25 protein-coding genes, 2 other RNA genes and 6 pseudogenes are annotated in these 22,647 nt (G+C 34.6%); 15 read left to right on the top strand and 18 right to left on the bottom strand.

Annotated features, from left to right (window positions below; translation table 11 throughout):
• Positions 1 to 45: 45 nt before the first annotated feature.
• The 10 genes and pseudogenes from OPR17_RS04335 to OPR17_RS04290 all read right to left on the bottom strand — a co-directional run.
• Positions 46 to 303: a phage tail assembly protein gene (locus OPR17_RS04335; RefSeq protein ID WP_265021281.1), complete on the bottom strand. Its 258-nt coding sequence runs from the start codon at positions 301 to 303 to the stop codon at positions 46 to 48.
• Between the two features lie 86 nt (positions 304 to 389).
• The gene (locus OPR17_RS04330; protein ID WP_265021280.1) at positions 390 to 581 is read right to left on the bottom strand and encodes a type II toxin-antitoxin system RelE family toxin; all 192 of its coding nucleotides are present in this window, start codon (positions 579 to 581) and stop codon (positions 390 to 392) included.
• Between the two features lie 63 nt (positions 582 to 644).
• A complete protein-coding gene (locus OPR17_RS04325) occupies positions 645 to 854 on the bottom strand; it encodes a hypothetical protein (RefSeq protein ID WP_245611063.1) in 210 nt (69 codons plus the stop codon).
• Positions 855 to 906: 52 nt separating this feature from the next.
• On the bottom strand, positions 907 to 1,413 hold the full coding sequence (locus OPR17_RS04320; protein WP_265021279.1) for a phage major tail tube protein: 507 nt from the start codon (positions 1,411 to 1,413) through the stop codon (positions 907 to 909).
• 17 nt (positions 1,414 to 1,430) lie between these two features.
• Positions 1,431 to 2,594: a phage tail sheath subtilisin-like domain-containing protein gene (locus OPR17_RS04315; protein WP_265022167.1), complete on the bottom strand. Its 1,164-nt coding sequence runs from the start codon at positions 2,592 to 2,594 to the stop codon at positions 1,431 to 1,433.
• A gap of 16 nt (positions 2,595 to 2,610) precedes the next feature.
• Positions 2,611 to 3,162: a hypothetical protein gene (locus tag OPR17_RS04310; protein ID WP_265021278.1), complete on the bottom strand. Its 552-nt coding sequence runs from the start codon at positions 3,160 to 3,162 to the stop codon at positions 2,611 to 2,613.
• A gap of 14 nt (positions 3,163 to 3,176) precedes the next feature.
• Entirely contained in the window at positions 3,177 to 4,745 is a 1,569-nt protein-coding gene (locus OPR17_RS04305) for a hypothetical protein (protein ID WP_265021277.1), read from the bottom strand.
• Complete coding sequence (locus OPR17_RS04300) at positions 4,742 to 4,927, bottom strand: hypothetical protein (protein ID WP_265021276.1); 186 nt, start codon at positions 4,925 to 4,927, stop codon at positions 4,742 to 4,744. The genes OPR17_RS04305 and OPR17_RS04300 overlap by 4 nt, the downstream gene beginning before the upstream one ends.
• Positions 4,928 to 4,931: 4 nt before the next feature.
• Positions 4,932 to 6,115, bottom strand: a pseudogene (locus tag OPR17_RS04295) (hypothetical protein).
• Positions 6,116 to 6,126: 11 nt separating this feature from the next.
• Positions 6,127 to 6,558 (bottom strand): annotated as a pseudogene (locus OPR17_RS04290) (DUF4815 domain-containing protein); the annotation flags it as partial.
• On the opposite strand from OPR17_RS04290, the gene OPR17_RS04285 reads away from it, so the two are divergent.
• The 3 genes from OPR17_RS04285 (at position 6,528) to OPR17_RS04275 (ending at position 8,717) form a co-directional block, all read left to right on the top strand.
• Positions 6,528 to 6,677 (top strand): hypothetical protein, encoded by a 150-nt coding sequence (locus OPR17_RS04285; RefSeq protein ID WP_265021275.1) that lies wholly within the window; start codon positions 6,528 to 6,530, stop codon positions 6,675 to 6,677. The pseudogene OPR17_RS04290 and the gene OPR17_RS04285 sit on opposite strands and share 31 nt — an antisense overlap.
• Entirely contained in the window at positions 6,640 to 7,578 is a 939-nt protein-coding gene (locus OPR17_RS04280; protein ID WP_458694330.1) for an IS982 family transposase, read from the top strand. The genes OPR17_RS04285 and OPR17_RS04280 overlap by 38 nt, the downstream gene beginning before the upstream one ends.
• Positions 7,579 to 7,799: 221 nt before the next feature.
• A complete protein-coding gene (locus OPR17_RS04275) occupies positions 7,800 to 8,717 on the top strand; it encodes a J domain-containing protein (protein WP_265021274.1) in 918 nt (305 codons plus the stop codon).
• Here OPR17_RS04275 and OPR17_RS04270 read toward each other — a convergent pair.
• Both OPR17_RS04270 and OPR17_RS04265 read right to left on the bottom strand, forming a co-directional pair.
• Positions 8,702 to 10,021, bottom strand: coding sequence for a bifunctional folylpolyglutamate synthase/dihydrofolate synthase (locus OPR17_RS04270; RefSeq protein WP_265021273.1), 1,320 nt, complete (start codon positions 10,019 to 10,021; stop codon positions 8,702 to 8,704). The genes OPR17_RS04275 and OPR17_RS04270 overlap by 16 nt on opposite strands.
• The gene (locus tag OPR17_RS04265) at positions 10,018 to 10,608 is read right to left on the bottom strand and encodes an MlaC/ttg2D family ABC transporter substrate-binding protein (protein ID WP_265021272.1); all 591 of its coding nucleotides are present in this window, start codon (positions 10,606 to 10,608) and stop codon (positions 10,018 to 10,020) included. Before OPR17_RS04265 ends, OPR17_RS04270 begins: the two co-directional genes overlap by 4 nt.
• A gap of 116 nt (positions 10,609 to 10,724) precedes the next feature.
• On the opposite strand from OPR17_RS04265, the gene ssrS reads away from it, so the two are divergent.
• From ssrS to OPR17_RS04250, 3 genes are all read left to right on the top strand, one after another.
• A non-coding RNA gene (ssrS, locus tag OPR17_RS04260) (6S RNA) lies at positions 10,725 to 10,886 on the top strand.
• Between the two features lie 19 nt (positions 10,887 to 10,905).
• Positions 10,906 to 11,367 (top strand): type II toxin-antitoxin system RatA family toxin, encoded by a 462-nt coding sequence (locus tag OPR17_RS04255; protein WP_458694350.1) that lies wholly within the window; start codon positions 10,906 to 10,908, stop codon positions 11,365 to 11,367.
• A gap of 53 nt (positions 11,368 to 11,420) precedes the next feature.
• Positions 11,421 to 12,107, top strand: coding sequence for a DsbA family protein (locus OPR17_RS04250; RefSeq protein ID WP_265021270.1), 687 nt, complete (start codon positions 11,421 to 11,423; stop codon positions 12,105 to 12,107).
• 29 nt (positions 12,108 to 12,136) lie between these two features.
• Here OPR17_RS04250 and OPR17_RS04245 read toward each other — a convergent pair whose 3' ends face one another.
• The gene (locus OPR17_RS04245; protein WP_265021269.1) at positions 12,137 to 12,415 is read right to left on the bottom strand and encodes a DUF2671 domain-containing protein; all 279 of its coding nucleotides are present in this window, start codon (positions 12,413 to 12,415) and stop codon (positions 12,137 to 12,139) included.
• A 250-nt stretch (positions 12,416 to 12,665) separates the two neighbouring features.
• Between OPR17_RS04245 and OPR17_RS04240 the strand changes: the two genes are divergently transcribed.
• Positions 12,666 to 13,313, top strand: coding sequence for an O-methyltransferase (locus OPR17_RS04240; RefSeq protein WP_265021268.1), 648 nt, complete (start codon positions 12,666 to 12,668; stop codon positions 13,311 to 13,313).
• 1 nt (position 13,314) lies between these two features.
• Here OPR17_RS04240 and OPR17_RS04235 read toward each other — a convergent pair whose 3' ends face one another.
• A complete protein-coding gene (locus OPR17_RS04235; RefSeq protein ID WP_065094500.1) occupies positions 13,315 to 13,968 on the bottom strand; it encodes a glutathione S-transferase family protein in 654 nt (217 codons plus the stop codon).
• Between the two features lie 133 nt (positions 13,969 to 14,101).
• A pseudogene (locus OPR17_RS07640) lies at positions 14,102 to 14,230 on the bottom strand (WPE palindromic element domain-containing protein); the annotation flags it as partial.
• A 193-nt stretch (positions 14,231 to 14,423) separates the two neighbouring features.
• Between OPR17_RS07640 and ffs the strand changes: the two are divergent.
• The 7 genes and pseudogenes from ffs to dnaN all read left to right on the top strand — a co-directional run bounded on the left by ffs (position 14,424) and on the right by dnaN (position 20,388).
• An RNA gene (gene ffs, locus OPR17_RS04225) (signal recognition particle sRNA small type) lies at positions 14,424 to 14,523 on the top strand.
• Between the two features lie 15 nt (positions 14,524 to 14,538).
• Positions 14,539 to 16,023 (top strand): DNA polymerase III subunit gamma/tau, encoded by a 1,485-nt coding sequence (gene dnaX / locus OPR17_RS04220; RefSeq protein ID WP_265021266.1) that lies wholly within the window; start codon positions 14,539 to 14,541, stop codon positions 16,021 to 16,023.
• Positions 16,024 to 16,044: 21 nt separating this feature from the next.
• Complete coding sequence (locus OPR17_RS04215) at positions 16,045 to 16,359, top strand: YbaB/EbfC family nucleoid-associated protein (protein ID WP_320109878.1); 315 nt, start codon at positions 16,045 to 16,047, stop codon at positions 16,357 to 16,359.
• A gap of 359 nt (positions 16,360 to 16,718) precedes the next feature.
• The gene (locus OPR17_RS04210; protein WP_265021264.1) at positions 16,719 to 17,420 is read left to right on the top strand and encodes a P44/Msp2 family outer membrane protein; all 702 of its coding nucleotides are present in this window, start codon (positions 16,719 to 16,721) and stop codon (positions 17,418 to 17,420) included.
• Between the two features lie 304 nt (positions 17,421 to 17,724).
• Positions 17,725 to 18,618: an RNA polymerase factor sigma-32 gene (locus OPR17_RS04205; protein ID WP_265021263.1), complete on the top strand. Its 894-nt coding sequence runs from the start codon at positions 17,725 to 17,727 to the stop codon at positions 18,616 to 18,618.
• Positions 18,611 to 19,107: pseudogene (locus OPR17_RS07320) on the top strand (invasion associated locus B family protein). Before OPR17_RS04205 ends, OPR17_RS07320 begins: the two are co-directional and overlap by 8 nt.
• Before the next feature lie 123 nt (positions 19,108 to 19,230).
• Positions 19,231 to 20,388 (top strand): DNA polymerase III subunit beta, encoded by a 1,158-nt coding sequence (dnaN, locus tag OPR17_RS04195; protein WP_265021261.1) that lies wholly within the window; start codon positions 19,231 to 19,233, stop codon positions 20,386 to 20,388.
• 79 nt (positions 20,389 to 20,467) lie between these two features.
• On the opposite strand, the gene truA is transcribed toward dnaN, so the two are convergent.
• Together truA and OPR17_RS04185 are read right to left on the bottom strand one after the other, a co-directional pair.
• On the bottom strand, positions 20,468 to 21,205 hold the full coding sequence (truA, locus tag OPR17_RS04190) for a tRNA pseudouridine(38-40) synthase TruA (RefSeq protein ID WP_010963021.1): 738 nt from the start codon (positions 21,203 to 21,205) through the stop codon (positions 20,468 to 20,470).
• Positions 21,206 to 21,275: 70 nt separating this feature from the next.
• Positions 21,276 to 21,399: pseudogene (locus tag OPR17_RS04185) on the bottom strand (IS630 transposase-related protein); the annotation flags it as partial.
• 47 nt (positions 21,400 to 21,446) lie between these two features.
• Here OPR17_RS04185 and OPR17_RS07635 point away from each other — a divergent pair.
• Positions 21,447 to 21,545 (top strand): annotated as a pseudogene (locus OPR17_RS07635) (IS5 family transposase); the annotation flags it as partial.
• Positions 21,546 to 21,683: 138 nt separating this feature from the next.
• Here the strand turns inward: OPR17_RS07635 and OPR17_RS04180 are convergent.
• Positions 21,684 to 22,442 carry a cytochrome c1 gene (locus tag OPR17_RS04180; RefSeq protein ID WP_265022166.1) on the bottom strand — a complete coding sequence of 253 codons (759 nt, stop codon included), beginning with the start codon at positions 22,440 to 22,442 and terminating at the stop codon, positions 21,684 to 21,686.
• Positions 22,443 to 22,647 lie beyond the last annotated feature (205 nt).

The following is a 22,647-nucleotide window of genomic DNA, read 5'->3' as shown; positions in this document are numbered from 1 at the left end:
CAATTCTGCCACCTACAACGGAACAGAGCATTAGTACATTTAGCCTTAAGTCCTTTGTGTAACAGGTGGAAAAAAATCTTTCAACGCTTCCTGTATTTTTACGTAGTCTGCAAAATATAACTCCCAAATTGTTTCTTTTGTCACAGATGCTAGGTTTGCTATTAATCCAACTTCTTTTTCAAAATCACTACTACCACCACGTTCCATTGCAAGACAGTCCCTCACTTTGACTGGTCTAAAGGTTAATTCCGAAACCGGAGTTCCATCTGCTGTTATTGGATTATCAAGTTTTACTGTTGTCATTCCCCCCTAAAAGTTAATTAAATAAAAGTCTGTTTGGCTTTTACATAACTAATTTTTTTATTATGATTATGGTGCTATAAATAGGATTAGCTTTGATAAGAATCCTTTCTGTGTTCTATGGAGGTAATAACTACTGTATGTTCTGGTACATCTATGTAATAAAGTATACGATAGGTACTTACGCGTAGACTACGTTGCCCACTTAAGTTGTGCTTTAATGGCTTTCCAAGTCCAATTGGATCAACTGTTAAACGCTCGAGTATCGCCTTTTTGACCATTGACTTCACTTTGACTGGAAGTGCTGGAATGTCTTTTTTATGACAGATTCTGAATATTCTATATTATACCCAGAAGGCATCTTGATGTTTAACCCTCTTTTCTTTGTAGCGTTCGTCAGCAATCTTAGATAATTCCATATCTTCAATTTCTTCTTCCATTAACTCAGCTAATAGCTTTAAAACGGATTTGTTTTGGGATTGAGCTACACTAGTGAGTAAACTAGTTAACTGATCTTCAGAATTTACATGAGCTTTAGAATCCATAGCAGCCATATACCTACAACTTATTACATTTTAACATTTTTATGTAATTTTGTCAACTATATCAGATCCCTAAAATCGTTTGCAGCAAGGCCATCTGATCAACACCATTAATCTTGCGAATCATATTTTCAGCATCGATCTCTATTAATTCATTGCTACCTATAGTAAGTTTATAGTAATGGGCAGCTACGGTACACTTCAGCGTTGCTTTTTCAGCAGGTTTCCAGCTACCAAAATCAAATTCTTTGAATATGCCCCTTAAATTGATTATTACTCCTTCAATATCATTACTTCCACTTCCATGCATTCCTCCACGGAGCGTCAAAGCTACTGAATTTCCATTTATCAACCCAAATAGCCGAAAGAGCTCTGTATCGTATTCAGAAAAAGTGAAATCTGCTTCAAGTTTCTCCATTCCCATATCAATATTTATTGGAATATCCATACCACCAGCACGATACTCCTCTGTTTTTATGGTAAGCTTTGGTAGGGTAATTTCATCTATTTTTCCTGCATAACCACGACCATCTACGAATACGTTAAAATTTCTCAGTATTTTGGGTAACATTTGTTTTTCTCCTTTTCTTACAATACTTCACTATTGATCAAGTGTGACCTAAAAGTAATCTGCTCAGCCGGATATGGTGGTGTAAACTCAAAGTCAAAATATACTTTTCCACTTGCAATATTCGCCGGTGTATTGAGTTCGGGTGTTGCATAACATTTTCCGCTGATAATAGCTCCTTGGGCTTTTAAATTTGCAAGATAAGAATTCACCCCCTCAATCACATCATCTATGTAAGTTTTGGTAATATTTCGATCAACTGCCCATAATTGAGCCCTAAGTAGACTATCATTGATTAAATCTGCAGTACGTCTAACAGGCAGAAAAGCCCATTTTGGGTCATTTGAACATGTTCTATTTCCCCAAAGCCTGTAGCCATTTTGATGAATTATCGTTGTTACTTCATTTTCATTTAAGTGGTTTGCTCTACAATTTACATCACCAAGGGTAAAATCAATAGGCCTGTTTGTTCCAACAATACCATTTATCTCTTTATTTGAAGGCGAATGCCAAAAGCCTTGTTCACTATCTACTTTCGCTATTAAACCGGCTACAAATGGGCTAGACGGCAAAGTTTCTTCTTTTCCATCAATAAATACCTTTACCCAAGGATCAACTACGTAAACTCTGCTACTACCTACACTTTTTCTCCACTTTATTGCTTCTTCATCATTGGTATTTGGTCCATCTGCTACTATTATGCTTCTCAGCTTTTCTGCTATAGGAATTAAAGCGCTAACCACTGGATTTCCAGCATCTCCGGGCAATTGATGAGTAAACTGAGGAGCAATTAGTATTCTTGGCGCAACATGAACTATGCTTTCACTGCTTAAGAACGCTTGAATGCCTTGATACTCTCCGGTTTCCTCATCAACTCCTCCAATGACATTTACAGTTATTTCTTCTTCTTGATCAGCATTTTCAACTCTAATCACTACTACTGTTGCACCAACTTGTGTAAAGATAGAGCTTACTGCTTGTGGAAGGGTACCTGTTTTACCAAGCTTCGCAGCCTCTTTTAAGCTTCCCGCTATTAATACTGGTTTATTTAGTGGAAATTTTTGCTCGTCAGCATCAGGTGCAGTACCAATTACGCCAATTACCGATGATTTAGCTGTTCGTACCGTCCTCGCTCCTGAGGTAACCTCTATAACATTTACACCATGTAGAAACTGTTCTGTCATTTCTTTTTGCCCCTTTTCAACTTTCTTGCATTTTTTGTTTACAATCATCTAGCAAAGTTTGCAGCTCTTCCTTATTCTTGGCTCCCTCAATTTTCTTCTTGGCTAAATCTTCAAGCTCTTCGCATTTGATTATTGCTTTTACTGCTCTTTTTGCTTTTTCCTGAATTATTCTTGCCATTTCTACTACTGAAATTCCCCGAACTTTTGCTAATGGCTCTATAATTTCTGCATCTTTTTCATCTATTGATTCTGGTGCTGCTAGAATGTTCTCTACGGCTTTTGCTTGTATTTCGTACGACTTAGACTTCTGATGAGAATATCCTGTGTATTCGTGGGTATAGTTATCATAATAAGCACGAAGACTAGAAAGTGCAGAAAATTTCGCGTTTTGCAGTAATTCCAGCTCAATATCTTCTTTGCTCCTTTCAACAATTTTCCCTCCTTCTGTTAAACAATAACTTTTTTGCCAGCTAAAATCTTCAGGTGCTTCATGCCATCCTTCAGGTTTCTCTTCAAGCGTTGTAGTTTCAACTTGTTTATGATTTTCAAAACGAATATAAATAGGCATTTTTCCTCCAGTTTTTACTGCCAAATTTGATGGGTTTGTTCTAATCCTGGACATTGCCAAGCCCTTAGTGTTCTCTCTACATCCACCTCAAGCCCTGTGGTCAGAAAATTGCTACGTATGTTATATATTCCCCACTGGATAAATTGACCATAGGTGTGTACATCACCTAAAAACGCACCTTCACTAACTTTTGTTTTGGAATGTAGATAAGATGATGTATAAAGTAACATTGCAACTGTTTTTCCTGCTGGAATTTCTACATTACCAGATGCGGAAAATTTGTTATTAGAACTCGTGTATTGGTAAACATTTTTCCATATTATTTTCGAAATTCTTGATTTACTAGCATTGGTATTATCAGGGGTTCCTACAAATGCTCCTGCTCCTTCATATCCTGAGCTCCAATAAGATGTACCAACAAAGTTTAATGTTCTTGTTATATCCCTACTTGTGGTATTTTTTACAAACATTACTCCAAGTGCAGCACACGGGTAGTAATATATCTGATAATTACTACTCGAAAAACTGTTTGTATATAACTCTCCGTAAATAAATGTACCTTTACTTCCCTCTATAAAACTGAGTTGTCTTGGCCGATAAAAACTAACGTAATCTGTATCGTATGTATGGCTACCCGCAAGTAATTGCAACATGTAATCGGTTTTTGTTATATCACCGCTCCATTGACCTAACTCAGTTGTGAAAATTCCGTGACCATAGTAATTATTTCCTCTACCTAGCACACCAAACAAGAAAGGTAATGACCCTGGTTCAACCATATTTCTCTTTTTCACTTCTTTCATAATTGATGAACTGCTAGGCACATCATTGATGGAGTTGAATTTAGTTGTCAGTGTATTTAGTTTATCTTCTCCGGTTTTTACCTCCTTCATAATTGATGAACCGCTTGGCAAATCATTGATGGAGTTAAATTTGGTTGTCAGTGTTTTTAGCTGGTCTTCTCCGGTTTTTATTTCCTTCATGATCGATGAACCATCTGGCACATCATTTACAGCACGAAAATCTTCTACTAAACCTTTAAGACCATCTTTATGACTGTTACTAATGCTATTTATTGCTGCAATATTTGCATTCTTTCTCGTGTCAAGTAACGATATATGTGAATCTGATGATGCTTTTAAAGTGTTTAAGGAATTATCCCTAAGCTTGTTGATTTCATTGACAGAATCTGTTTTTGCTGCAGTTATGGACGATATAGAGGTTGCTTTATTGCTATTTATGTCACTTAAGTGTTTTTTTGCACTATCAAGAAGTTCTTTTAGCTTAACATCTGTCATCTGCACAATTTCAGACACTGCACTCTTATCTACTATTGATTCCAATGCTTTAGCAAGATATGCTAGTTGATCTGGTGTACTATTTGCTGCTAAATCCTTAAGTCTTTTTTGTAATGCATCGATTATTTCTTTTATTGTGGTCATTTGCACAACGTTAACGTTGAAGATCGCTTTTTTATCTGCTATCAATTCCAGCGATTTTGCAAGATATGCCAATTGATCAGGTGTGCTATTTGCTGCTAAATCCTTTATCCTCTGGTGTAATGCTTCTATTGCTTCTTTCATTCCCAAAAATTCAAAAAAGTTTCAAATCCAAATCGTTCAAAATTATTTTTAAGTTCACCTTCTCTTTCACTCATATCTTCATCTATCTTTTCTATTGCTCTGCGAATACGTACTACATCTTCTACTGCAATGTTTTCTGGATGCGGCAAAGGATATCCTCTGCTTGTTTTATCATCTGACATTCTGCTAAGTGATAATGATTCGTAGATTTTTGACTTTTGGCCGATAGACAACCGTTCCACTCAAAACTAATTTTATCCTTGTTTCATTGGCATTAAAATTTGATAGCACGTGAGTTCTTTCCACCCAATTTTCTCCGATTGGTTTTCCTGCTGTTAAATCTACTAATTGCCATCCTTTAGCGCTTTGTTCCACATATGATTTTACATCTGCAGTACCAGGTATTAATGCATCATACGTTATGGTAATTTTAGTGTTAGCCCCTGCGGTAATGCTCCTCGTGACATAATCTCCTTCTTCCCCTATATTTCCCATAACTAGCTGTAGCCCAGGGTAGAGAACTGGACTTTTTCCCCCGATCCTTTGAGCGCTACTTTTACCGTTAATTCCCCACTTATTCTTGCGCGCAAAGCTAATGGCAAATTATCAGATAGAAAATTTTCTTTTCCCTCTTCATCTATTAAGATAAATTCTACATTGGTATCGAATGCTACTTTTTCGACGTTCGTCAAAACTATTAAATCTGATACATTGTTTGCAGTAACTTTGCCCAGATCAACAACGTGAGAATTTTCGCTAAATTTTGCAGCTAATAGCCGAAACGTTAAATCTAAATTTTGATGTGGAGTGCACGTACTTGCATTGCTTGATGAAAGTAATACTCCTACTTGATATGGTTGACTGGTTACCCACCTACTATTTACTGCATCATATTTGCCAAGTTCTGCTACTTTGAACGCATTTTCCCCGTCATCGGTAAGTAAAACTATCGCATATTCCTGCCCAGCATGACAAAACACTGGTGACCAAGTTATACGTGTTGCTGTGCCATTAGTATTGATCTTGGTTGGCTCGATGGAATTTTCAGCGATAACTGTTTGCGAGGGCACTCCAACTGTTGTTTCTCTAATCTGCACAACAACACGTTTTTTGCCTTTATTTACAAACCATAGCTCCACACCTCCTATGTGCCTACTTTCATTTAGTGTAAATGTCTGGGCTAAAGGATCAACACGTTTGCTGGAAAAAACTCTTCTTCGCTCTTCTATGGTAATAGTTTTTTTACCAGTATACGTTGCTTCCCCATAACTTCCCTTATCCCCATAAAATTGCACTAATTTTGTACCTGCTGGAATATTTGCCGGTACTTTCACCGTTCCCTTTATTTGTCCCTTATTGTTAGCTTCCACTTTTTTTTCCTCTATGCCATAGGTGTAATAGAAATGCCATCAAATTTTACTTCCTTAAGCCTTTCACGCGGCTCAAAACCTTCGATCTCAAAATCTTGTACTGCTTCTCTCATAAACTCAGTTTCATACGTACTACTTGACAAAAGCTCTGTTGTTTCTCTAGTATTAAATTCTCTTGTCACTGGACTTGACCAATTTGTTTTTACCTCCGTCCAGTGATCGATGTTTTTGTTCATGGTGACTTTTGCCGGTACTGGATCAAATGCCTGATATGGATTGACCTTTACCTCACCAGTCTGTAAAAGCTGCTCCAATACTGGCTCAAGTTCATACGGCAATAAATAAGGTTTTTTTTCCTTCTCAACATCAATAATTTCCACGTTTATCGGCAATATCAGTTCCTTATTTACTATTGCTGCAGACTGCGAAATACCCTGATCACGCGAATTCTGGATTAAAGGAGAATAGAAAAGGCAGAAAACAGGGTAAACTCAGCAATTATAAAAAAATAGATGAGGTTACCCATGGAAGATATAACAAAACTGTTTTGTTTGGTCGATGATTTTTGCAGAGATATAGAGAAAAATTTTGCAGGCAAACTACTGCCAAATGGTAAAAAACCCACAAGAACAACGGAAATTGAGCACTCTGAAATCATGACAATAATCCTGCTATATCAACAATCTCCGTGTAAAAATTTCAAAACTTTCTATCTACATTACCTAACGTTGCTCTACAAATCAGAGTTTCCAAAGTTGCCTTCATATAGCAGGTTTGTTGCTCTAAAGCCTAGGGTTTTGTGGCATTTAGCAATGTTGTTGCATTGGCTTTGTGGACAGTCAGAAAACACTGGAATTTCATATATAGACACAACTCCCATTGCAGTTTGTCATGCAAAAAGAATATCCAAAAACAAAGTTTTTGCTGGAATTGCAAAATTAAGCAAGAGTACTTACGGCTGGTTTTTTGGTTTCAAATTACATATGGTAATCAATGAAAATGGTGAAATTCATGCACTTACGCTAACAAAAGGCAATGTTGATGATAGGATACCTGTGCCAAATTTGACGGAAAAATTAACCGGCCTTTTGTTTGGTGACAAAGGTTATATTGCAAAAGAGCTTTTTCAGAAGCTGTTTGACCGAGGTTTGAAACTTGTTACCAAGGTGAAAAAAGGTATGAAAAATACATTAATTTCGCTAAATGAGAAGATTTTACTGAGAAAAAGGTCTATCATTGAGACTGTTTTTGGTTACCTAAAAAATAGACTAGAAATTGAACACACTCGCCATAGATCCCCTGTTGATTTCTTGGTTCATATCTTTTCTACTCTCATCTCCTATTCCATCAAATCCAAAAAGCCTTCTATTTCCTATACTTCCTTCCTTAATCCAGAATTTGCGTTAGAAGGTGCGATGCAACAAAGCCATTCCAGTGTCAGCTACTTGAATGACACCTCTTAGATGGGTCAGCTACTCAGATCTGCCATGAAAACTGCGACCCTAAATGTTGGAGCACTGTCGTACACTAAGCGCTGTAATGACAATTTTAGTCGCTTCATACACTTATCATGCTAGTCATAACAGAAATAATTTTTACCAAAGATATTTATGAAAATAATTGGCATGGTTTGGAAATATGTATATTATAGAACATTAATAGTTAGTTAATTTGTAGGTGTTATATGGGCTATAAGCTAAGAACAAGAGAGTATGATTATAATGAAAGTTTATTTAAAGAGCTAGGCATTGAAACGCAAGAAGTAGAGGGGCGTAACTTTTTAGAGATATCTAATATAATAACAAAAAAGTATAGAGAGTTAGCAAGAAAATCTCACTCAGATAAAACAGGAGGAAGCGATGAAAAAATGCAAGCCATTAATGAATATAAGGCAGGACTTTTAAAATATACTAAGCCATTAAGCAATGGGAAAAATTTAATAATTGTTGAGGAAGAGCAAAGATATGTGCAATTAGCTTCACAAGGCCAGAATGATAAGCGCATAAAATGTTTCATTATTTTTGGATTAGTAAACCTATTACTACTCATTTCATCATTAGTGTCGTATCTCTACTTAGGATTTAGGTTATTTAAGGCTGCTAATTTTACCAATGCACCTGGTATTTTGTTTAGTGCTAGTCTAATAACAGCTGTTACAACTTTTTTCTTAACAACTTATCTTACTTTTTCTTTAGTTAAAAAAATTGTAGACCTGCAGAATACTCAACAAGAACAAGGCGAAAACTTAGATCAAGAAGAGCTAAAAGAGGAAATGTTTAAAAGTAGAAAATATAAATTTTTGACTTTCACTTCTCAATATTTATTTTATCTTTCTTGTATTTTGTTGAGTGCTGGTTTGACATTACAATATCAATCTAGTTGTGTAGACAGTAAAATACTCATTGGGTTTGCTGCGGTATTAGGGTGCATTTTATTATTACAGTTAGCAACTGAGATCTACGAGAGAAAGGTTGTAGATCTTGTGAAAACTGAAGGAAGGGGTGCTGAACAAAGAGCACCTGTAGGAATGTTAACCGAAAAGCCAAGCAGTACTATAGATCCTGATGGTGCTTTTAACACCTCAGCTCATGAAGTGGGTTGATTATTCTCCATACTCAAATCTCTAGCTAGGAACAATGAGCCACAGATTAGTATGGTTTTGACGTTTTGGGTAGAGGCTTTTAATATGTGATTTGATATTGCATCGCCAATTGATTCACATTCAACTGCTTTTATTCCTATGTTATTGGCTTTTTCCCTAATCAAATTTGTATTTGTTGCTTTAGGTTCAGACTTAACACAAACCGCACATAGTAGCTTGATATATGGCTTTAAGTGCTCTAAGAACTCTTCCACATTTCTGTTACGAGTAACACCAAAAACCATATAAATACCTTCAGCAAAATTATCTTTTACCCACTGAGATAGTACTCTAGCACCATCATTATTGTGCGCACCATCTAAAAATAATTGCCAATCTTTCGGTAGTAGGAAAATTAAATTACCTTCTTTTATAGACTCTAGCCGTGCAGGCCAATAAGTGCACTGTAAACCTGAAGTGATATCCTCTTCTCCAATATCAAATTCATACTTTCCACTTAAAATACTACATGCTGCAATAGCATTGCCTGCATTAATCACCTGATGATCACCCTTTAATCCAGAATTCGCGTTTAAAGATGGCAAAGGAAATTCTATTGATTGAATAGCTGATTGAAAAACCATTTTGTTGTTCTTTTTTTTGCAATTCCATTCAAGGCCTCCTCTATACAGAGGAGATTTCTTATTTATTGCATGGAATTCTAGTGTATTCATTATAGACTTTTTTTGTGGTGCTATTACACAAGGAATATTAGGTTTCATTATTCCAGCTTTTTCACCTGCTATGGTTTCTACAGTAGGGCCAAGATATTCTGTATGATCAAGTGCAATGGAAGTAATGATTGTTAAAATCGGATTATCTATAACATTTGTTGCATCAAGCCTTCCACCCATACCCACTTCAACTAAAGTTATATCGGCTTTATGACGAGAAAAAGCTAAAAAAGCTGCAATAGTTGCAGCTTCAAACAGAGTGATAGGTTGTTCTGCAATTACGGCACGGCATTCTTCTAACAAGCTATATAATTCATTATCGTCGATATAACTGCCTGCAATAACTATTCTTTCATTAAAATTCACCAAATGTGGAGAAGTGTATGCGTGTACCTTATACCCTGCTGCTTGCATTATATATCTTATAAATGCTAGTGTTGAGCCTTTCCCATTAGTTCCAGCTATATGAATTGCGGGAGGCATTTTTTTCTCGGGGTTATCTAGTTTGCTAAGAAAGCCTTTTATGCGATCAAGAGAAAAATCATTCGGCCTGCTACCAAGTGGCTTAGGCCAATGAGGCATATATATCATAGATTATTGTTACATTTTAATTCACCTATCACACTTGCTATGCCATGCGTGTCGATTTTTTCACTAAATTGAGAACGTTGATTAATAGCAATACTTATTCCACTCATTACAACATCACTTATCAAGAAAGAACTGTTATTTTTAGTAACTTTAAAATCAATATTTGTAAATTCTTCATCACCGTAAGAAAATCTTGTGCCAATTAAGCAAGTTTCATCGTCAACTGCTTTTGTACTCATTATGATCATTTCACTATTACTCATGTATTTAGATAAAATTTTAACGCACAAACGTGTAAGATACACTTCATACTCTCTTAAGAAATCTTCCCTTTCCTTCTTGGTAGTCAAAACCCAATATTTTCCCATGACAAATCGAGGTATTTCTTTGAGGTTAACATTATTCTGAATGACCTCCTGAAGCTTTTCGTGTACATGCTCTAGGTTTTTTCTATTTCCTTTTGTAGATATCCTGTCTACTTGTTGTTTCATAGTATGCACAAAAATTTTGTGATCTGTACAATTAGTGTAAGCACTTGAAGAAATTACAATAAAAACAATGATAGTTAAAACTTTAGTAATGTTCATAAGATATATTTATTAGCTATGATACTTAGAATGCAAAGTTTAATAAAGATTAAATAATAATCGCTAGCTTTAATATATCTATAGACACACCTTGTATAAATCATCTATAATTAATTAAGGGTCTGTTCTATGCGTTATGAGTTAAGTTAAATTTCCCGAGCGATAATTTCTAGTCAAGGGAATTGCCTCTGCTGGTTTCGTGGAAACTAATATGCGATGCCCACCTTAACTTCAGGTCTCAGGAATCTACTAAGGCTGACGGTAGATACGGATCCTTTTTTGATTGGTACTAAATTTATGCTTCATCAATACAGAGAACAAGGTACCTTCCTATGTTCGCCTAATGAAGTATTCAAAATTGTAATTGATGTTGAAAGGTATCCTGATTTTGTTCCTTGGTGCAAAGCCGTTTATATAAAAGAAAAAATTAACAACCAAATGGTTGTGGATCTCCTCGCAGCTTTTCATGGAATTAAAGGAAGGTACACATCAGAAGTTACTTCTCTTTCTCCAAGTGGAACAAATGAAAGTTGGATAAAAGCTGTATCATCAAATGGAATATTTAAATATCTATACAATGAATGGCAATTCATTCCCATAGATGAAAATAAAACCATGGTAAAGTTTTATATAGAGTTTAAGTTTAAGTCCAACTCATTTTCAACTCTATTAAACTCAGTATATAAATATACACAAAGTAAAATAATTGCTGCATTTAAAGATAGGGCTGAAAGCCTTGCTAAACAAAAGTTACCTTGACATTATTTATATAAATATATATTTTTTTTAGTAAGTTAAGTATTTATATTGTAATGATTTTTAGACTGTTACTTTTATTAATTTTTATAAGTGTTAATTCTTATGCAGTTGTTAACCAACATATTCAAAAAGAAACTAATGAAATAACATCAAAGGAATTACTATCACTATTACCCGATGATAAATTATTAGGAGATCCAAAAGCACCAATTCTAATGATAGAATATGCTTCATTAACTTGCTATCACTGCTCTCTTTTTCATAAGAATGTTTTTCCTAAAATTAAAGAGAAATATATAGATACAGGTAAGATGTTATATATATTTCGTCATTTTCCTTTGGATTACAGAGGGCTAAAGGCTGCAATGCTAAGTCATTGCTACGAAAAACAAGAAGACTACTTTAATTTTAACAAAGCTGTTTTTAACTCAATAGATTCGTGGAATTACTCCAATTTGAGTGATTTGACTTTACTACAAAGAATTGCTGCACTAAGCAACTTAAAGCAAGATGCATTTAACCAATGCATTAATGATAAGAAAATAATGGATAAAATCGTAAATGATAAATCACTGGCAATTAATAAACTTGGTATCACAGCCACTCCAATATTTTTCATCAAGCTTAACGATGATAAATCATATATAGAGCATAATAAAGTTAAACATGGAGGGTATAAAGAGCTGAAATACTTCACTAATGTGATAGATAAATTATATGGAAAAGCTATAGTGAAGTAATACCACTGTAGCTTACCATATAAAAGACTCTATGCTGAGTCATTGTTTTTCACTGCTGTTTGTTGTTTTTTACGCTCAAACTCTCTTTTTTTACTATGCCAAGTGTAGTAATACATAGCGATTTTATTCTCTATTAATACTATTGTCCCATCATAAAACTGAACCATATCCATAACTTTTCTCTGAGCTTCATCAAAACGTTCTTTATACTTTTCACGATAAGCTGGATTATGTAGTAACATAACCCCTTCATTCTTGTTAGATTTTTTGTTTAACGTTTCAACTTCACCAGCAATAGTATAAGACATATAACCCCCTCTAATTGATTATAAAAATTATATTTTAAAAAGAGAAATGCGCATAAACAATCCCTTTAATTCTAGCATAATAATCGACTGTTTATTATACTAGTTAACTATAGTACGATATATAATAATTTTTGTCACTTAAAATTTTATACTATGAAATAATAACTTAAAATAAATGTTTTTATTATTTTAAACTATATTATTATATTTATAAATTGTGTATGAATTAAGTCTCCCTAATTTATAATATATGCGTAATAATTTTAGTATAAAATTGTCATACATAAGAAATCTATTTGCAAAAGAATATAAAAAAATAGAAGAATATTGTATTCTTGAAAAAAAGCAACATATTCAAATTGGCCCTGAAGAAGGAAAGCTATTAAGTTTATTTATAAAAATCCAAAAAATCAAAAGTATTGTTGAGATTGGCACGTTATACGGTTACTCGTCGATTTGCATGGCAAAAGCTCTACTAAAAGACGGTCATATATATACAATAGAAAATAATCCTCAACACTCAAGAATAGCAAAAAAAAATTTTAGTGCTTTTAATCTAAGTGATAAAATTACTCTAATAGAAGGCGATGCACTGGAAAAAATTAATGAATTATCAGCAAAAGCACCATTTGACATGATATTTATTGATGCTGACAAAAGTAGTTATCCTAAGTATTTAGATTGGGCAGAGTCATACATTAAACAAGATGGGCTAATCGTTGCAGATAACACTCTACTGTTTAACACAGTATTTTTAGAATCGCCTCCAAAAGAAGTATCAGAAAAATCATGGCATGCCATGAGGGAGTTCAATAATAGATTATCAGATGAAAAAAAATATTTCTCTATATTGATTCCAACTGATGAAGGAATGACTATAGCTTTAAAGCTAACATAAGTTAAAAATCAAGGTCAGCATAATGTTTAGGAGGGATTAAACCAGAAATCCTCTCTAATAATATCTCACGAAAACAAGGCTTTGATTTAACAATGGAGTACCATTCTTTTAAAATTTTACTTTTTTCCCATGGAAAACTACTTACATAATCCATTACGGAAATATGCGATGCTAAAGTAATATCAGCTAAAGTGAACTTATCAGTTGCAAGCCAAACGTTCTTGTTAATTAAGTGTTCGATGTATTCCATATGGCAAGGCAGGTTATGCTGAGCTGCATGAAGAAATCTAGAGTCAGGGCTGCGGTTAGTAATTACTTTTTCATTCATAATATACTTAGTAACTTCATTGTAAAATTTGTTATCGAACCAATTGATTAGAGCGCGTATTTTAGACTTAATAATAGTGGATGAACCAAGTAATTTGACGTCGCTATTGTAAGTCTCTTCTATATATTCACAAATGGCATTACTATCCGCTATTACAAAGTTATTATCTATTAACACTGGTACTTGCCCGGTTGGATTGATCTCCATAAATTCATTCCGCTTTTCCCACGGATTTTCATACACTAGATCACAGCCTAATTTTTTTTCTTTTAGAAAAGCTCTAACTTTTCGTGAAAATGGACAAAGAGGAAAATGATATAAAATCATAATGTTCCTCTTTTGTTATACCAATATCCTTTTTTTGTTACTCTATGGCTTGACCTACAACTGTACGAACTTTCTTTGTAGTCCACAGAAGTTTGCGTAGCAGGTAGTGTCATGCAAGTAGCTGACACTGGAACCAGTTCTTGTTATACAATTGCCTAGTGCGCTCATTTACAGTTAAGTTTTCTGGATCCAAGTAGTCAAGCACTGGGATGACATCCTTTTCGGTAAAAATTGCTCTTATATCACAACATTCATACAGCTGTATGCCTAGGCACTGGGATGACATAAATAAGCGCTGAAATGACATAAATAAACATTGGAGTGACAATCTTGTAGTGACTTGCATGACAACTAACTTTTTGTTTACTTCAAAATAGCACTGTAAAAAATTTAACATATCAAATTATAGAGCTAATATAGGATATACCTTGCTAAATAAAAAAAAAAGTATAATATTTTATAAGGTATGCAGGCAAAAACTCTGTAATTTGGTCAGATCAGAAATGAAGCAGCCATATCAGAACCTTTTTGGGTTGCATACCTATTTCATTATTTGTTTTATCCGAGGCTATGAACATAGCATTAAAACATCGTCCTAGTAGCTTCAAAGATCTAGTAGGTCAAGATATATTAGTGCGTGTATTAGAAAATGCTTTTATTTTAAACAAAATCCCACAATCTATACTGCTCTCTGGTAGTAGTGGAGTTGGTAAAACCACCACTGCAAGGATAATAGCTTTATGTTTGAATTGTTCCCTGGGGCCAATTTTTGAACCTTGCGGATCATGTGAAAATTGTCTAGCAATAAAAAATTCAAGCCATCCAGATGTAATTGAAATCGATGCGGCAAGTCACACTAGCATTGACGATATTAAAGTAATCCTGGGAGATATTTGCTATTCACCTATAAGCTCTAAATTCAAAGTCTACATTATAGATGAAGTACATATGTTATCCAGCAGCGCATTTAACGCATTACTTAAAACCCTAGAAGAGCCACCATCTAGTGTAAAGTTCATTTTAGCAACTACGGAAATAAAAAAGATACCAATAACTATTATTGCACGTTGTCAAAGATTTGATTTACACAACATTCCTGTAGCTAAAATAGTGGAACGTTTAAATAATGTTGCACAAAAAGAGAGTTATTCCATTGGAAAGGGAGCATTAGAATTAATTGCACGACATTCTGGAAATTCAATGCGTAACGCCTTGTTTTTGATGAATCAAGCAGTGCTATATAGCAAAGATGGTGCAATATCCACTAAAAATGTGACAGACATACTTGGCCTAGTGGATAAAGATATTATATTCGATCTATTAGGGGCAATATTAGAAGGTGATTTACAGAAAGCTCTATCAGTGTTTGACAAGGCGATAAAAACAGCAAACCCACTTAGTATTTTTGAAGGTCTATTGCAAACAATTCAGTTAGTATGCCGTTTTTTGATTACAAAAGAGATTGATAATGCAGTTACAGAGCATGAAAAGAATAGGATAAAAGATTTAAGTATAAAGAGATCTTTAATATTTTTTTCGAGATTGTGGAAGATGTTGCTTAAAGGTATTCAAGATATAAAAACTTCAACATGCAACGATGTTGCTGCTGAAATGATGTTAATTAGCCTCTGTTATCTTTCTGATCTGCCTTCTCCGGAACAGGTGGTCAAAAAAATTCTTTCGCAGAATACACAGCCGGAAAATACGCGTAATGTAAGAAATGAACAGCAACAAAATTATGATTTTGACAAAGTTTTGCAACTATTAAGGCGGAGTAACCAAATTTATCTTTACAAACAACTGTGTAATAATCTACAATTAATAGATTGTAAACCTGGATATTTAAAATTAAAAGCTGTATCTAAGTTGGATAGTAATTTTTGCAATGATTTAAAAAATTACTTAAACCAGGTGACTCAGCAAGAGTGGGTTATTACAGTTGATACGGGTTATATAAACAGGGAAGTGAGTAATTTAAATTATGCACCTGCAGTCAAGGATATACTTGACACGTTTAAAGGTGCAAAAGTAGTTAATATAGAAAATAAGGAGTAAGTTGTGGATTTTAGTCAAATAATGAAACAAGCGCAAGAGATGCAAAAAAAGCTTGCAGAAGCTCAAGAAAAATATGTTGGGAAAGAGTTTCAAGGTATTTCTGGTGGTGGCAAAATTTCTGTATTAGTGGAAGTCATAAAAATAGGTAGCTATAAAGCTAAAAAGGTGAACATAGACTTAGAACTTATGAGAAATGAGGAAAAAGATATAGTAGAGGATTTAGTAACAGCAGCGTTTAATGATGCCGTTAAAAAAGCAGAAGAAGATATGGCAAATGCAACTTCTGATCTTGCAGGTATGATGGGTTTACCACCTGGGTTTAAACTTCCTTTTTGAATTTACTACTGAAGTTTCTTTTAGTGTAAGTATTTTTTTTCTAATATTTCCAACACTAGTACTTCTTCATATAATGCACCTATAGCTAACACAGCCCTATGTTATATCGCCGCGGTATCTCATCCGCTAACAAGCAGCGGAATGACGAAGTCTTTCGATAGTAAATCTTATCTGTGTTAGCTATACCAAAAAATCAAGAGTAAAAAAGTCGTATTTATTCATTAATAAAATCTTTGTCTTCTCCTAAAAATTAGTTAAAATGTAGGATATTTTGTGTTATTAAGTTAGCACTTGACTTAACTTTAGTTGTTACTTAGACTGCTAAAGTGGAATTTTAATTTTTTTTTACGAGGACAATTATGCATTATAAAAAGTTTTTTTCAGCAGCCGCTTTAGCAACGTTGCTAAGTTTATCAAACTCTGCTTTTTCAGATCCTGTTGGTCCAATAAGTGATGAAGAAACTAGCTACTACGTTCGTTTGCAATACAACGGTGAAATTTTACCTCTTTTCACAAAAGTTGATGGTGTTACAGGTCTTAAAAAGAAAGCTGCAGATACAACCGACACTACTGATCTGTACACAGCTTCTTTTATGGCTGGTGGTGGTGCATTTGGTTACAAAATGGACGATATCAGAGTTGATGTTGAAGGGATTTATTCACAGCTAAATCAAGATACTACGGTAACTGGAACTTCTGTCCCAGCAGGAGGAATTGCAAAGAACTTAACAGCAATTTCAGGGCTAGTTAATGTTTATTACGATATAGCAATTGAAGATATGCCTATCACTCCATATGTTGGTGTTGGTGTTGGTGCAGCATATGTAAGCAATCCTTTAGCAACAAAAGTTACTGATGATAAAGCCTCTGGATTTGGTGTTGCTTATCAAGCAAAAGCTGGTGTTAGTTATGATGTAACTCCAGAAGTCAAATTTTATGCTGGAGCTCGTTATTTCGGTTCTTATGGTGCTAACTTTGGTAAGACAGCTAAAAACGATGCCGGAATCAAAGTTCTTTACAGCACTGTTGGTGCAGAAGCTGGAGTAGCGTTTAATTTCTAGTCTATCTCAGTCTTGTTATCCCAGTGAGTTTTTTCTTGCCATCTAAGTGGCATGACACTGGGATCTAGAAAAAGGAAATGTGGATTCCAGTGTCAAGGCACTGGAATAACACCACTTACTATGTATTTAAACTATAATGTTCATCATTACATGCTGGCAGGATGTCAATGTTATGCTGATGTTGGGACTTATCGTCTTTAAGATCCCAATTAGATAGAAGGTTTGTACTTTTTTTCAAATCAAAGCTTGAATTTTTGCTGGAAAATCAATATATTATATATATGAAGTTTTAATTTAAGTTGTTATGTTGACCCCAATGGCAAGCTTATGTGTTGATAACAGAACCAATCTCATGCAATATATTGCTAGAGTGCAAAAATTTCCTATGCTGTCTCAAGAGGAAGAGGTACGATTAGCAAAAAATTGGAACCAATATAAGGATATTTCTTCTGCTCATAAATTAATTACCAGCCATTTGAATTTGGTAGTAAAAATTGCAATGAAATTCAAAAATTATGGACTATTGTTAATGGATCTGGTCATGGAAGGGAATCTGGGTTTAATGCATGCAGTGAAGAAGTTTAATCCTGATTTAGGGTTTCGTTTTTCAACTTATGCAGTGTGGTGGATTGAAGCTTCAATAAAAGACTTTATATTGAAATCTTGGTCATTTGTGAAGATAGGCACAACGCAAGCACAAAGAAGATTATTTTTTAGTTTACGTAAAATAAAAAAAAGAATTTTACAGTATACAAACAGGGAAACTTTAAGTCATGAAGAAATAAAAGCAATATCTAATGAGCTTTCTGTATCCGAAGGAGATGTTGTACAAATGAATTACCGTTTGGCTTGTAAGGATCAGTCGCTAAACGATTGCATAAAAATAGGTGATGACTCTAAAAGGGAGTTGCAAGATATGATCCCATGTAACTTGGTCAGTCAAGAAGTAACCTATCAGAATCATGAAGAAAAAGAATTAAAAGAAACAATTTTAAACAATGCACTAGCGAGCCTCAACGAAAGGGCAAGAGACATTTTTATCAGTAGATATTTGTCTGAAAACACTCAAACTCTAGATGAACTTAGTAAAAAATATTGTGTTTCAAGAGAAAGAATAAGGCAGTTGGCTGAGCAGGCGATGGCTAAGGTAAAACAATATATACAATCAGAAAGTTTGAAATTTGGTTTGCATGCGTAGTTTTTTTATATTTCTAATATTTTTTTCAATAGGCGCTTTTGCATCGGTTAGTGATGTGCAATTGAAGAAAAAATATAAAGATTGGCTTGTATATACTGCATCAGAAGATGGAGAGAAAGTATGTTATATTGTATCCTATCCTAAAAAAAAAGCGAACATTATACAACCAACCGCAAGCCGTACGTAATGGTTAGTTATGTTGATAAAAAAGCAGATGAGGTAAGCGTTACCTCTGGTTTTCAGTATGATAAGGAGCCTGTAGCTCTCAATATCGACAAAGAAATTAAATATACACTGCCTATAATACAGGGAAGTTTTGCGTGGGCAGAGCATACAAAAATAGATCAAGATCTCATTCTAAAAATGAAGCAGGGATTATCAATGGTAGTGAATGGAAAAGCAAAAACAGTGACCATTGATGATACTTATTCCCTACTTGGTTTTCAAAAAGCGTATCAAAAAATGCATGATTTATGCCATACAAGGTAAATTATTGTAACAGAATACCCAGCTATAGTATAAACTAGACTACTCTTTCAATGGAAATATAAATAGCACTTTACTTTATATGGGATGTGGATATCATTTAAAATATATTTTTGAGAGTTAGCAATGTCAGAGGTTGCAGGTGTAGATACAGAAATCAAAAAGCAAAATTCTGTGTGCGAGCAGATGCGTTTTAGCGTGAGCCGCACAAGTCTTTTAAATACATTATCCAGAGTAAGTGGAGTGGTTGAAAGGCGTAATGCAATAGATGTTTTGGCGTGTATAAATATCAAAGCACAACACGGCAGCATAAAATTAATGGCAACTGATCTTGACATTTCAATGTTTGCCTCACTTGCTGCAACTGTATTAACAGAAGGAGAAGTAAAAATTTCAGCGCATACTTTACATGACATAGTGAAGAAGTTACCCGCTGATTTGGATGTCAATTTTGAAGTAAACAACCAAGGAAAATTATTGATGTCTTGCGGAAATGCAAACTTTTCTTTACCGAATGTAGTTTCAAGCAGCTTTCCTGCTCTTGAAGAAGACAATTATAAACATGATTTTACTCTACTAAATACAGACCTGATAGACTTATTAACTAAAACAAAATTTGCTGTATCACTAGATGATACAAGGTATAATTTAAATGGAATATATCTACATACAGATGAGCAATTTCTGTACTGCGTTGCAACTGATGGCCATCGTTTATCATGTATAAAGAGGCCAAAGCCTGGGAACATCAATGGCGAATTTGGTGTGATCATTCCACGTAAAACTGTTATGGAGCTGTTAAAAATATTGGACGATTGTAATGAAATTAAAGTAGAACCCTCAGACAGAAAAATCAAGTTTACATGCGGTGAATATATTCTAATATCAAAATTAATAGATGGAACTTTTCCAAATTATAAAGCAGTTATTCCAGCATCTCAAGATAAGCATATGATTATTGAAAGTAAAAAACTTTCAGACGTTATAGATCGAGTTTCCGTTGTTGTATCTGATAAAGTAAAATCTATTAAATTCTCACTACAAGAAAAGCTGCTAACTCTGCATTCAAACTCCCAAGAGTGCAGTGATGCAACTGAATCCATAGAAGTGGACTACAATGAAGCCCCTATAGAAATAGGGTTCAACTCGCGTTATTTACTTGATGTTCTATCCTGCATAAAAAATAAATGTAAGTTTAGCTTAGCCGATGGTAATAGTGCTACAATTATCACTGATGAAGACGATTCAAGTGCATTATATGTAGTAATGCCAATGAGAACTTAAACTCGTCATCTCGCTGCTTGTTAGCGGAATCTGGAGATACCGTGGCGGTATGGCACTTATTTCACTAGCTTTTATTAAATTAGTAATCTATCTTTACCAAATATAAGCCAAAAGGTGGTGCAGTAACTCCAGCGGCACTTCTTTTGCATTGGTTTAATATATTTAGCATTTCTTGCGGATTGGTTCTATTTTTTCCAAATTCAACTAAAGTACCCACAATAATCCTCACTTGGTTATGTAAAAAGGAAATAGCAGATATTTTGATGTGTATATGATTCCCATTTTGTATTATATCGATATCATCAATTGTTCTTATCGGATTTGCGGCTTGACAATCTTTTGAACGGAAACTTGAAAGGTCATGTTTTCCAAGTAGATGTTTAGCAGCTTCACGCATAATATTTACATCAAGTGGGCTAAACACTTGCCATACATAACCCGTCTCCAGAGCGGCAGGAGCATAGCGATTAACTATTCTATATTCGTAATATCTTTTTTTTGCTGAAAACCGTGCGTGAAACGCATCATCTACAACTTCTGCATTAAGCACGACTATAGGAATTGATTTTAAATGATAGTTTATTGCATTCCTTATTCTATAAAGCTCAAATTCCTTTTCCATATCAAAATGAGCAACTTGTCCTAAAGCATGAACTCCTGCATCAGTCCTGCCACCACAGTACAAAGTAACTTTCTCACCACTAAAATTAAATATAGCATTTTCTATCTTCTCCTGGATTGAGTTAGCAGAGTGTTGCTGTTTTTGCCAACCAGAGAAATTACTACCATTATATTCTACCGTTATTTTGTATCGCACTGCATTACATCAAGCTCTATCTAAAATAGTCATTTCTATCTTAACATAATTTATGGTCAAGCCTACAGTGCTGCCACTCCCATAAAGTAGTTCGTCCAATCTTAAATCTTGCTGCCACTGCTTCTCTGCTTTCTCCTTCGTCTAGCGCCTCCATTGCTTTTTTTCTTAAATCAATAACTATATGCTGCTGGCATTCAACCTCCTTATCATTATCTATCCTTATCACATCCGGACTTCTATGAAAAGAGCTATAAATCGTGAAAAAGAACTGCTCATTAAGTGCTATTTGCTTAATAAATTTACTGACATTGGTATGGCTAAATTCGAAATGGCTACATGAATTTATCGTAAATTATTACCGTATAAGGTACGATGCGACAAAGCCATCCCAGTGTCAGCTACTCGGATGACACTGTCATAAAGGAACCAGTGTTAGCTACTTGGATGACAACCATTGTGCTTGAGGCAAAATTGACTATCACTTCTTTTTATAGAGCTTGCTCCAAACTTTGTTGTTAGTTAATACAAAAAACACTGTTAAAATTATAAAATACGCCACTACTTTTAATCCAAGTTTATGCCGGCGCTCTAATTCTGGCTCTGCTGCCCATTGTAAAAAATTTATCACATCATACGCCATATTTTCAACTGTGGCTTGCCTTGCACCATCATATTCCACCATTCCTTCAGAAAGTGGTGGCGCCATAGCTAATCTGCCTATTGGAAAATACGAATTAAAATATAAATCATTTTCATCGTGTTCGCCGTTTTGATAGCCTGTTAACAATGAATAGACATAATTTGCACCATCATGCCTTGCTTTAATAATTAATGATAAGTCTGGTGGAACTGCACCATTGTTGCTTGCTGCAGCTGCTTCTTTTGTATCAAAAGGTGCAATAAAATAATCCGAAGGTATTCCAGGTCTATCGAACATTTCACCCAAATCATTTGGGCCATCTTTAACTTGATAAGAAGCTGCAATCTGTTTTACATCTTCTTCAGAAAAACCAACATCTTGCAAATTACGAAATGCTACCCTATTCATTGAATGACAAGCAGCACAGACTTCTTTATACACTTTATAGCCACGCTGAATTGACTCTCTATCGAAAGATCCGACAATTCCATCAAATTTCCAGTCTATTTTCTTATTTGGTGATGATTTAAATTCTTCTGCAGATATAAGACTAGATAGAAATAACATGCAGAAGATTGCAAATACATTAGATCCCATGCATAACCACTGTTTTAGTAAATTTCGAATTGATGTCATGCAAGTAGCTGACACTGGAATCCAGCTTATTTCATCACTGACATTATGGTTATCATGCACTCCTAGAATCTGTTGTCCATTGTATGATTTGTAAGTATTTTTATATCTGGATCCCAGTGTCAAGCACTGGGATGACAACGGAAGATAGTGGAATGACACTGTGTGT

The sequence above is a fragment of the Wolbachia endosymbiont (group A) of Icerya purchasi genome (genome assembly GCF_947251635.1).
GTDB lineage: Bacteria > Pseudomonadota > Alphaproteobacteria > Rickettsiales > Anaplasmataceae > Wolbachia > Wolbachia pipientis.
The sequence above is the reverse complement of the archived record's forward strand: the minus strand, read 5'-3'. Positions and strand labels throughout refer to the sequence as shown.

What these genes read in the sequence shown, in the direction of transcription:
- OPR17_RS04205 (WP_265021263.1), top strand. Translation starts at nt 17,725, where the DNA reads ATGTTGACCCCAATGGCAAGCTTATGTGTTGATAACAGAACCAATCTC.
- OPR17_RS04320 (WP_265021279.1), bottom strand. Translation starts at nt 1,413, where the DNA reads ATGTTACCCAAAATACTGAGAAATTTTAACGTATTCGTAGATGGTCGT.
- OPR17_RS04325 (WP_245611063.1), bottom strand. Translation starts at nt 854, where the DNA reads ATGGCTGCTATGGATTCTAAAGCTCATGTAAATTCTGAAGATCAGTTA.
- OPR17_RS04255 (WP_458694350.1), top strand. Translation starts at nt 10,906, where the DNA reads ATGCTTCATCAATACAGAGAACAAGGTACCTTCCTATGTTCGCCTAAT.
- OPR17_RS04335 (WP_265021281.1), bottom strand. Translation starts at nt 303, where the DNA reads ATGACAACAGTAAAACTTGATAATCCAATAACAGCAGATGGAACTCCG.
- OPR17_RS04315 (WP_265022167.1), bottom strand. Translation starts at nt 2,594, where the DNA reads ATGACAGAACAGTTTCTACATGGTGTAAATGTTATAGAGGTTACCTCA.
- OPR17_RS04275 (WP_265021274.1), top strand. Translation starts at nt 7,800, where the DNA reads ATGGGCTATAAGCTAAGAACAAGAGAGTATGATTATAATGAAAGTTTA.
- dnaX (WP_265021266.1), top strand. Translation starts at nt 14,539, where the DNA reads ATGAACATAGCATTAAAACATCGTCCTAGTAGCTTCAAAGATCTAGTA.
- OPR17_RS04240 (WP_265021268.1), top strand. Translation starts at nt 12,666, where the DNA reads ATGCGTAATAATTTTAGTATAAAATTGTCATACATAAGAAATCTATTT.
- OPR17_RS04310 (WP_265021278.1), bottom strand. Translation starts at nt 3,162, where the DNA reads ATGCCTATTTATATTCGTTTTGAAAATCATAAACAAGTTGAAACTACA.
- OPR17_RS04305 (WP_265021277.1), bottom strand. Translation starts at nt 4,745, where the DNA reads ATGAAAGAAGCAATAGAAGCATTACACCAGAGGATAAAGGATTTAGCA.
- OPR17_RS04300 (WP_265021276.1), bottom strand. Translation starts at nt 4,927, where the DNA reads ATGTCAGATGATAAAACAAGCAGAGGATATCCTTTGCCGCATCCAGAA.
- dnaN (WP_265021261.1), top strand. Translation starts at nt 19,231, where the DNA reads ATGTCAGAGGTTGCAGGTGTAGATACAGAAATCAAAAAGCAAAATTCT.
- OPR17_RS04265 (WP_265021272.1), bottom strand. Translation starts at nt 10,608, where the DNA reads ATGAACATTACTAAAGTTTTAACTATCATTGTTTTTATTGTAATTTCT.
- OPR17_RS04180 (WP_265022166.1), bottom strand. Translation starts at nt 22,442, where the DNA reads ATGGGATCTAATGTATTTGCAATCTTCTGCATGTTATTTCTATCTAGT.
- OPR17_RS04245 (WP_265021269.1), bottom strand. Translation starts at nt 12,415, where the DNA reads ATGTCTTATACTATTGCTGGTGAAGTTGAAACGTTAAACAAAAAATCT.
- OPR17_RS04210 (WP_265021264.1), top strand. Translation starts at nt 16,719, where the DNA reads ATGCATTATAAAAAGTTTTTTTCAGCAGCCGCTTTAGCAACGTTGCTA.
- OPR17_RS04270 (WP_265021273.1), bottom strand. Translation starts at nt 10,021, where the DNA reads ATGATATATATGCCTCATTGGCCTAAGCCACTTGGTAGCAGGCCGAAT.
- OPR17_RS04280 (WP_458694330.1), top strand. Translation starts at nt 6,640, where the DNA reads ATGGAAGATATAACAAAACTGTTTTGTTTGGTCGATGATTTTTGCAGA.
- OPR17_RS04235 (WP_065094500.1), bottom strand. Translation starts at nt 13,968, where the DNA reads ATGATTTTATATCATTTTCCTCTTTGTCCATTTTCACGAAAAGTTAGA.
- OPR17_RS04330 (WP_265021280.1), bottom strand. Translation starts at nt 581, where the DNA reads ATGGTCAAAAAGGCGATACTCGAGCGTTTAACAGTTGATCCAATTGGA.
- OPR17_RS04250 (WP_265021270.1), top strand. Translation starts at nt 11,421, where the DNA reads ATGATTTTTAGACTGTTACTTTTATTAATTTTTATAAGTGTTAATTCT.
- OPR17_RS04215 (WP_320109878.1), top strand. Translation starts at nt 16,045, where the DNA reads ATGAAACAAGCGCAAGAGATGCAAAAAAAGCTTGCAGAAGCTCAAGAA.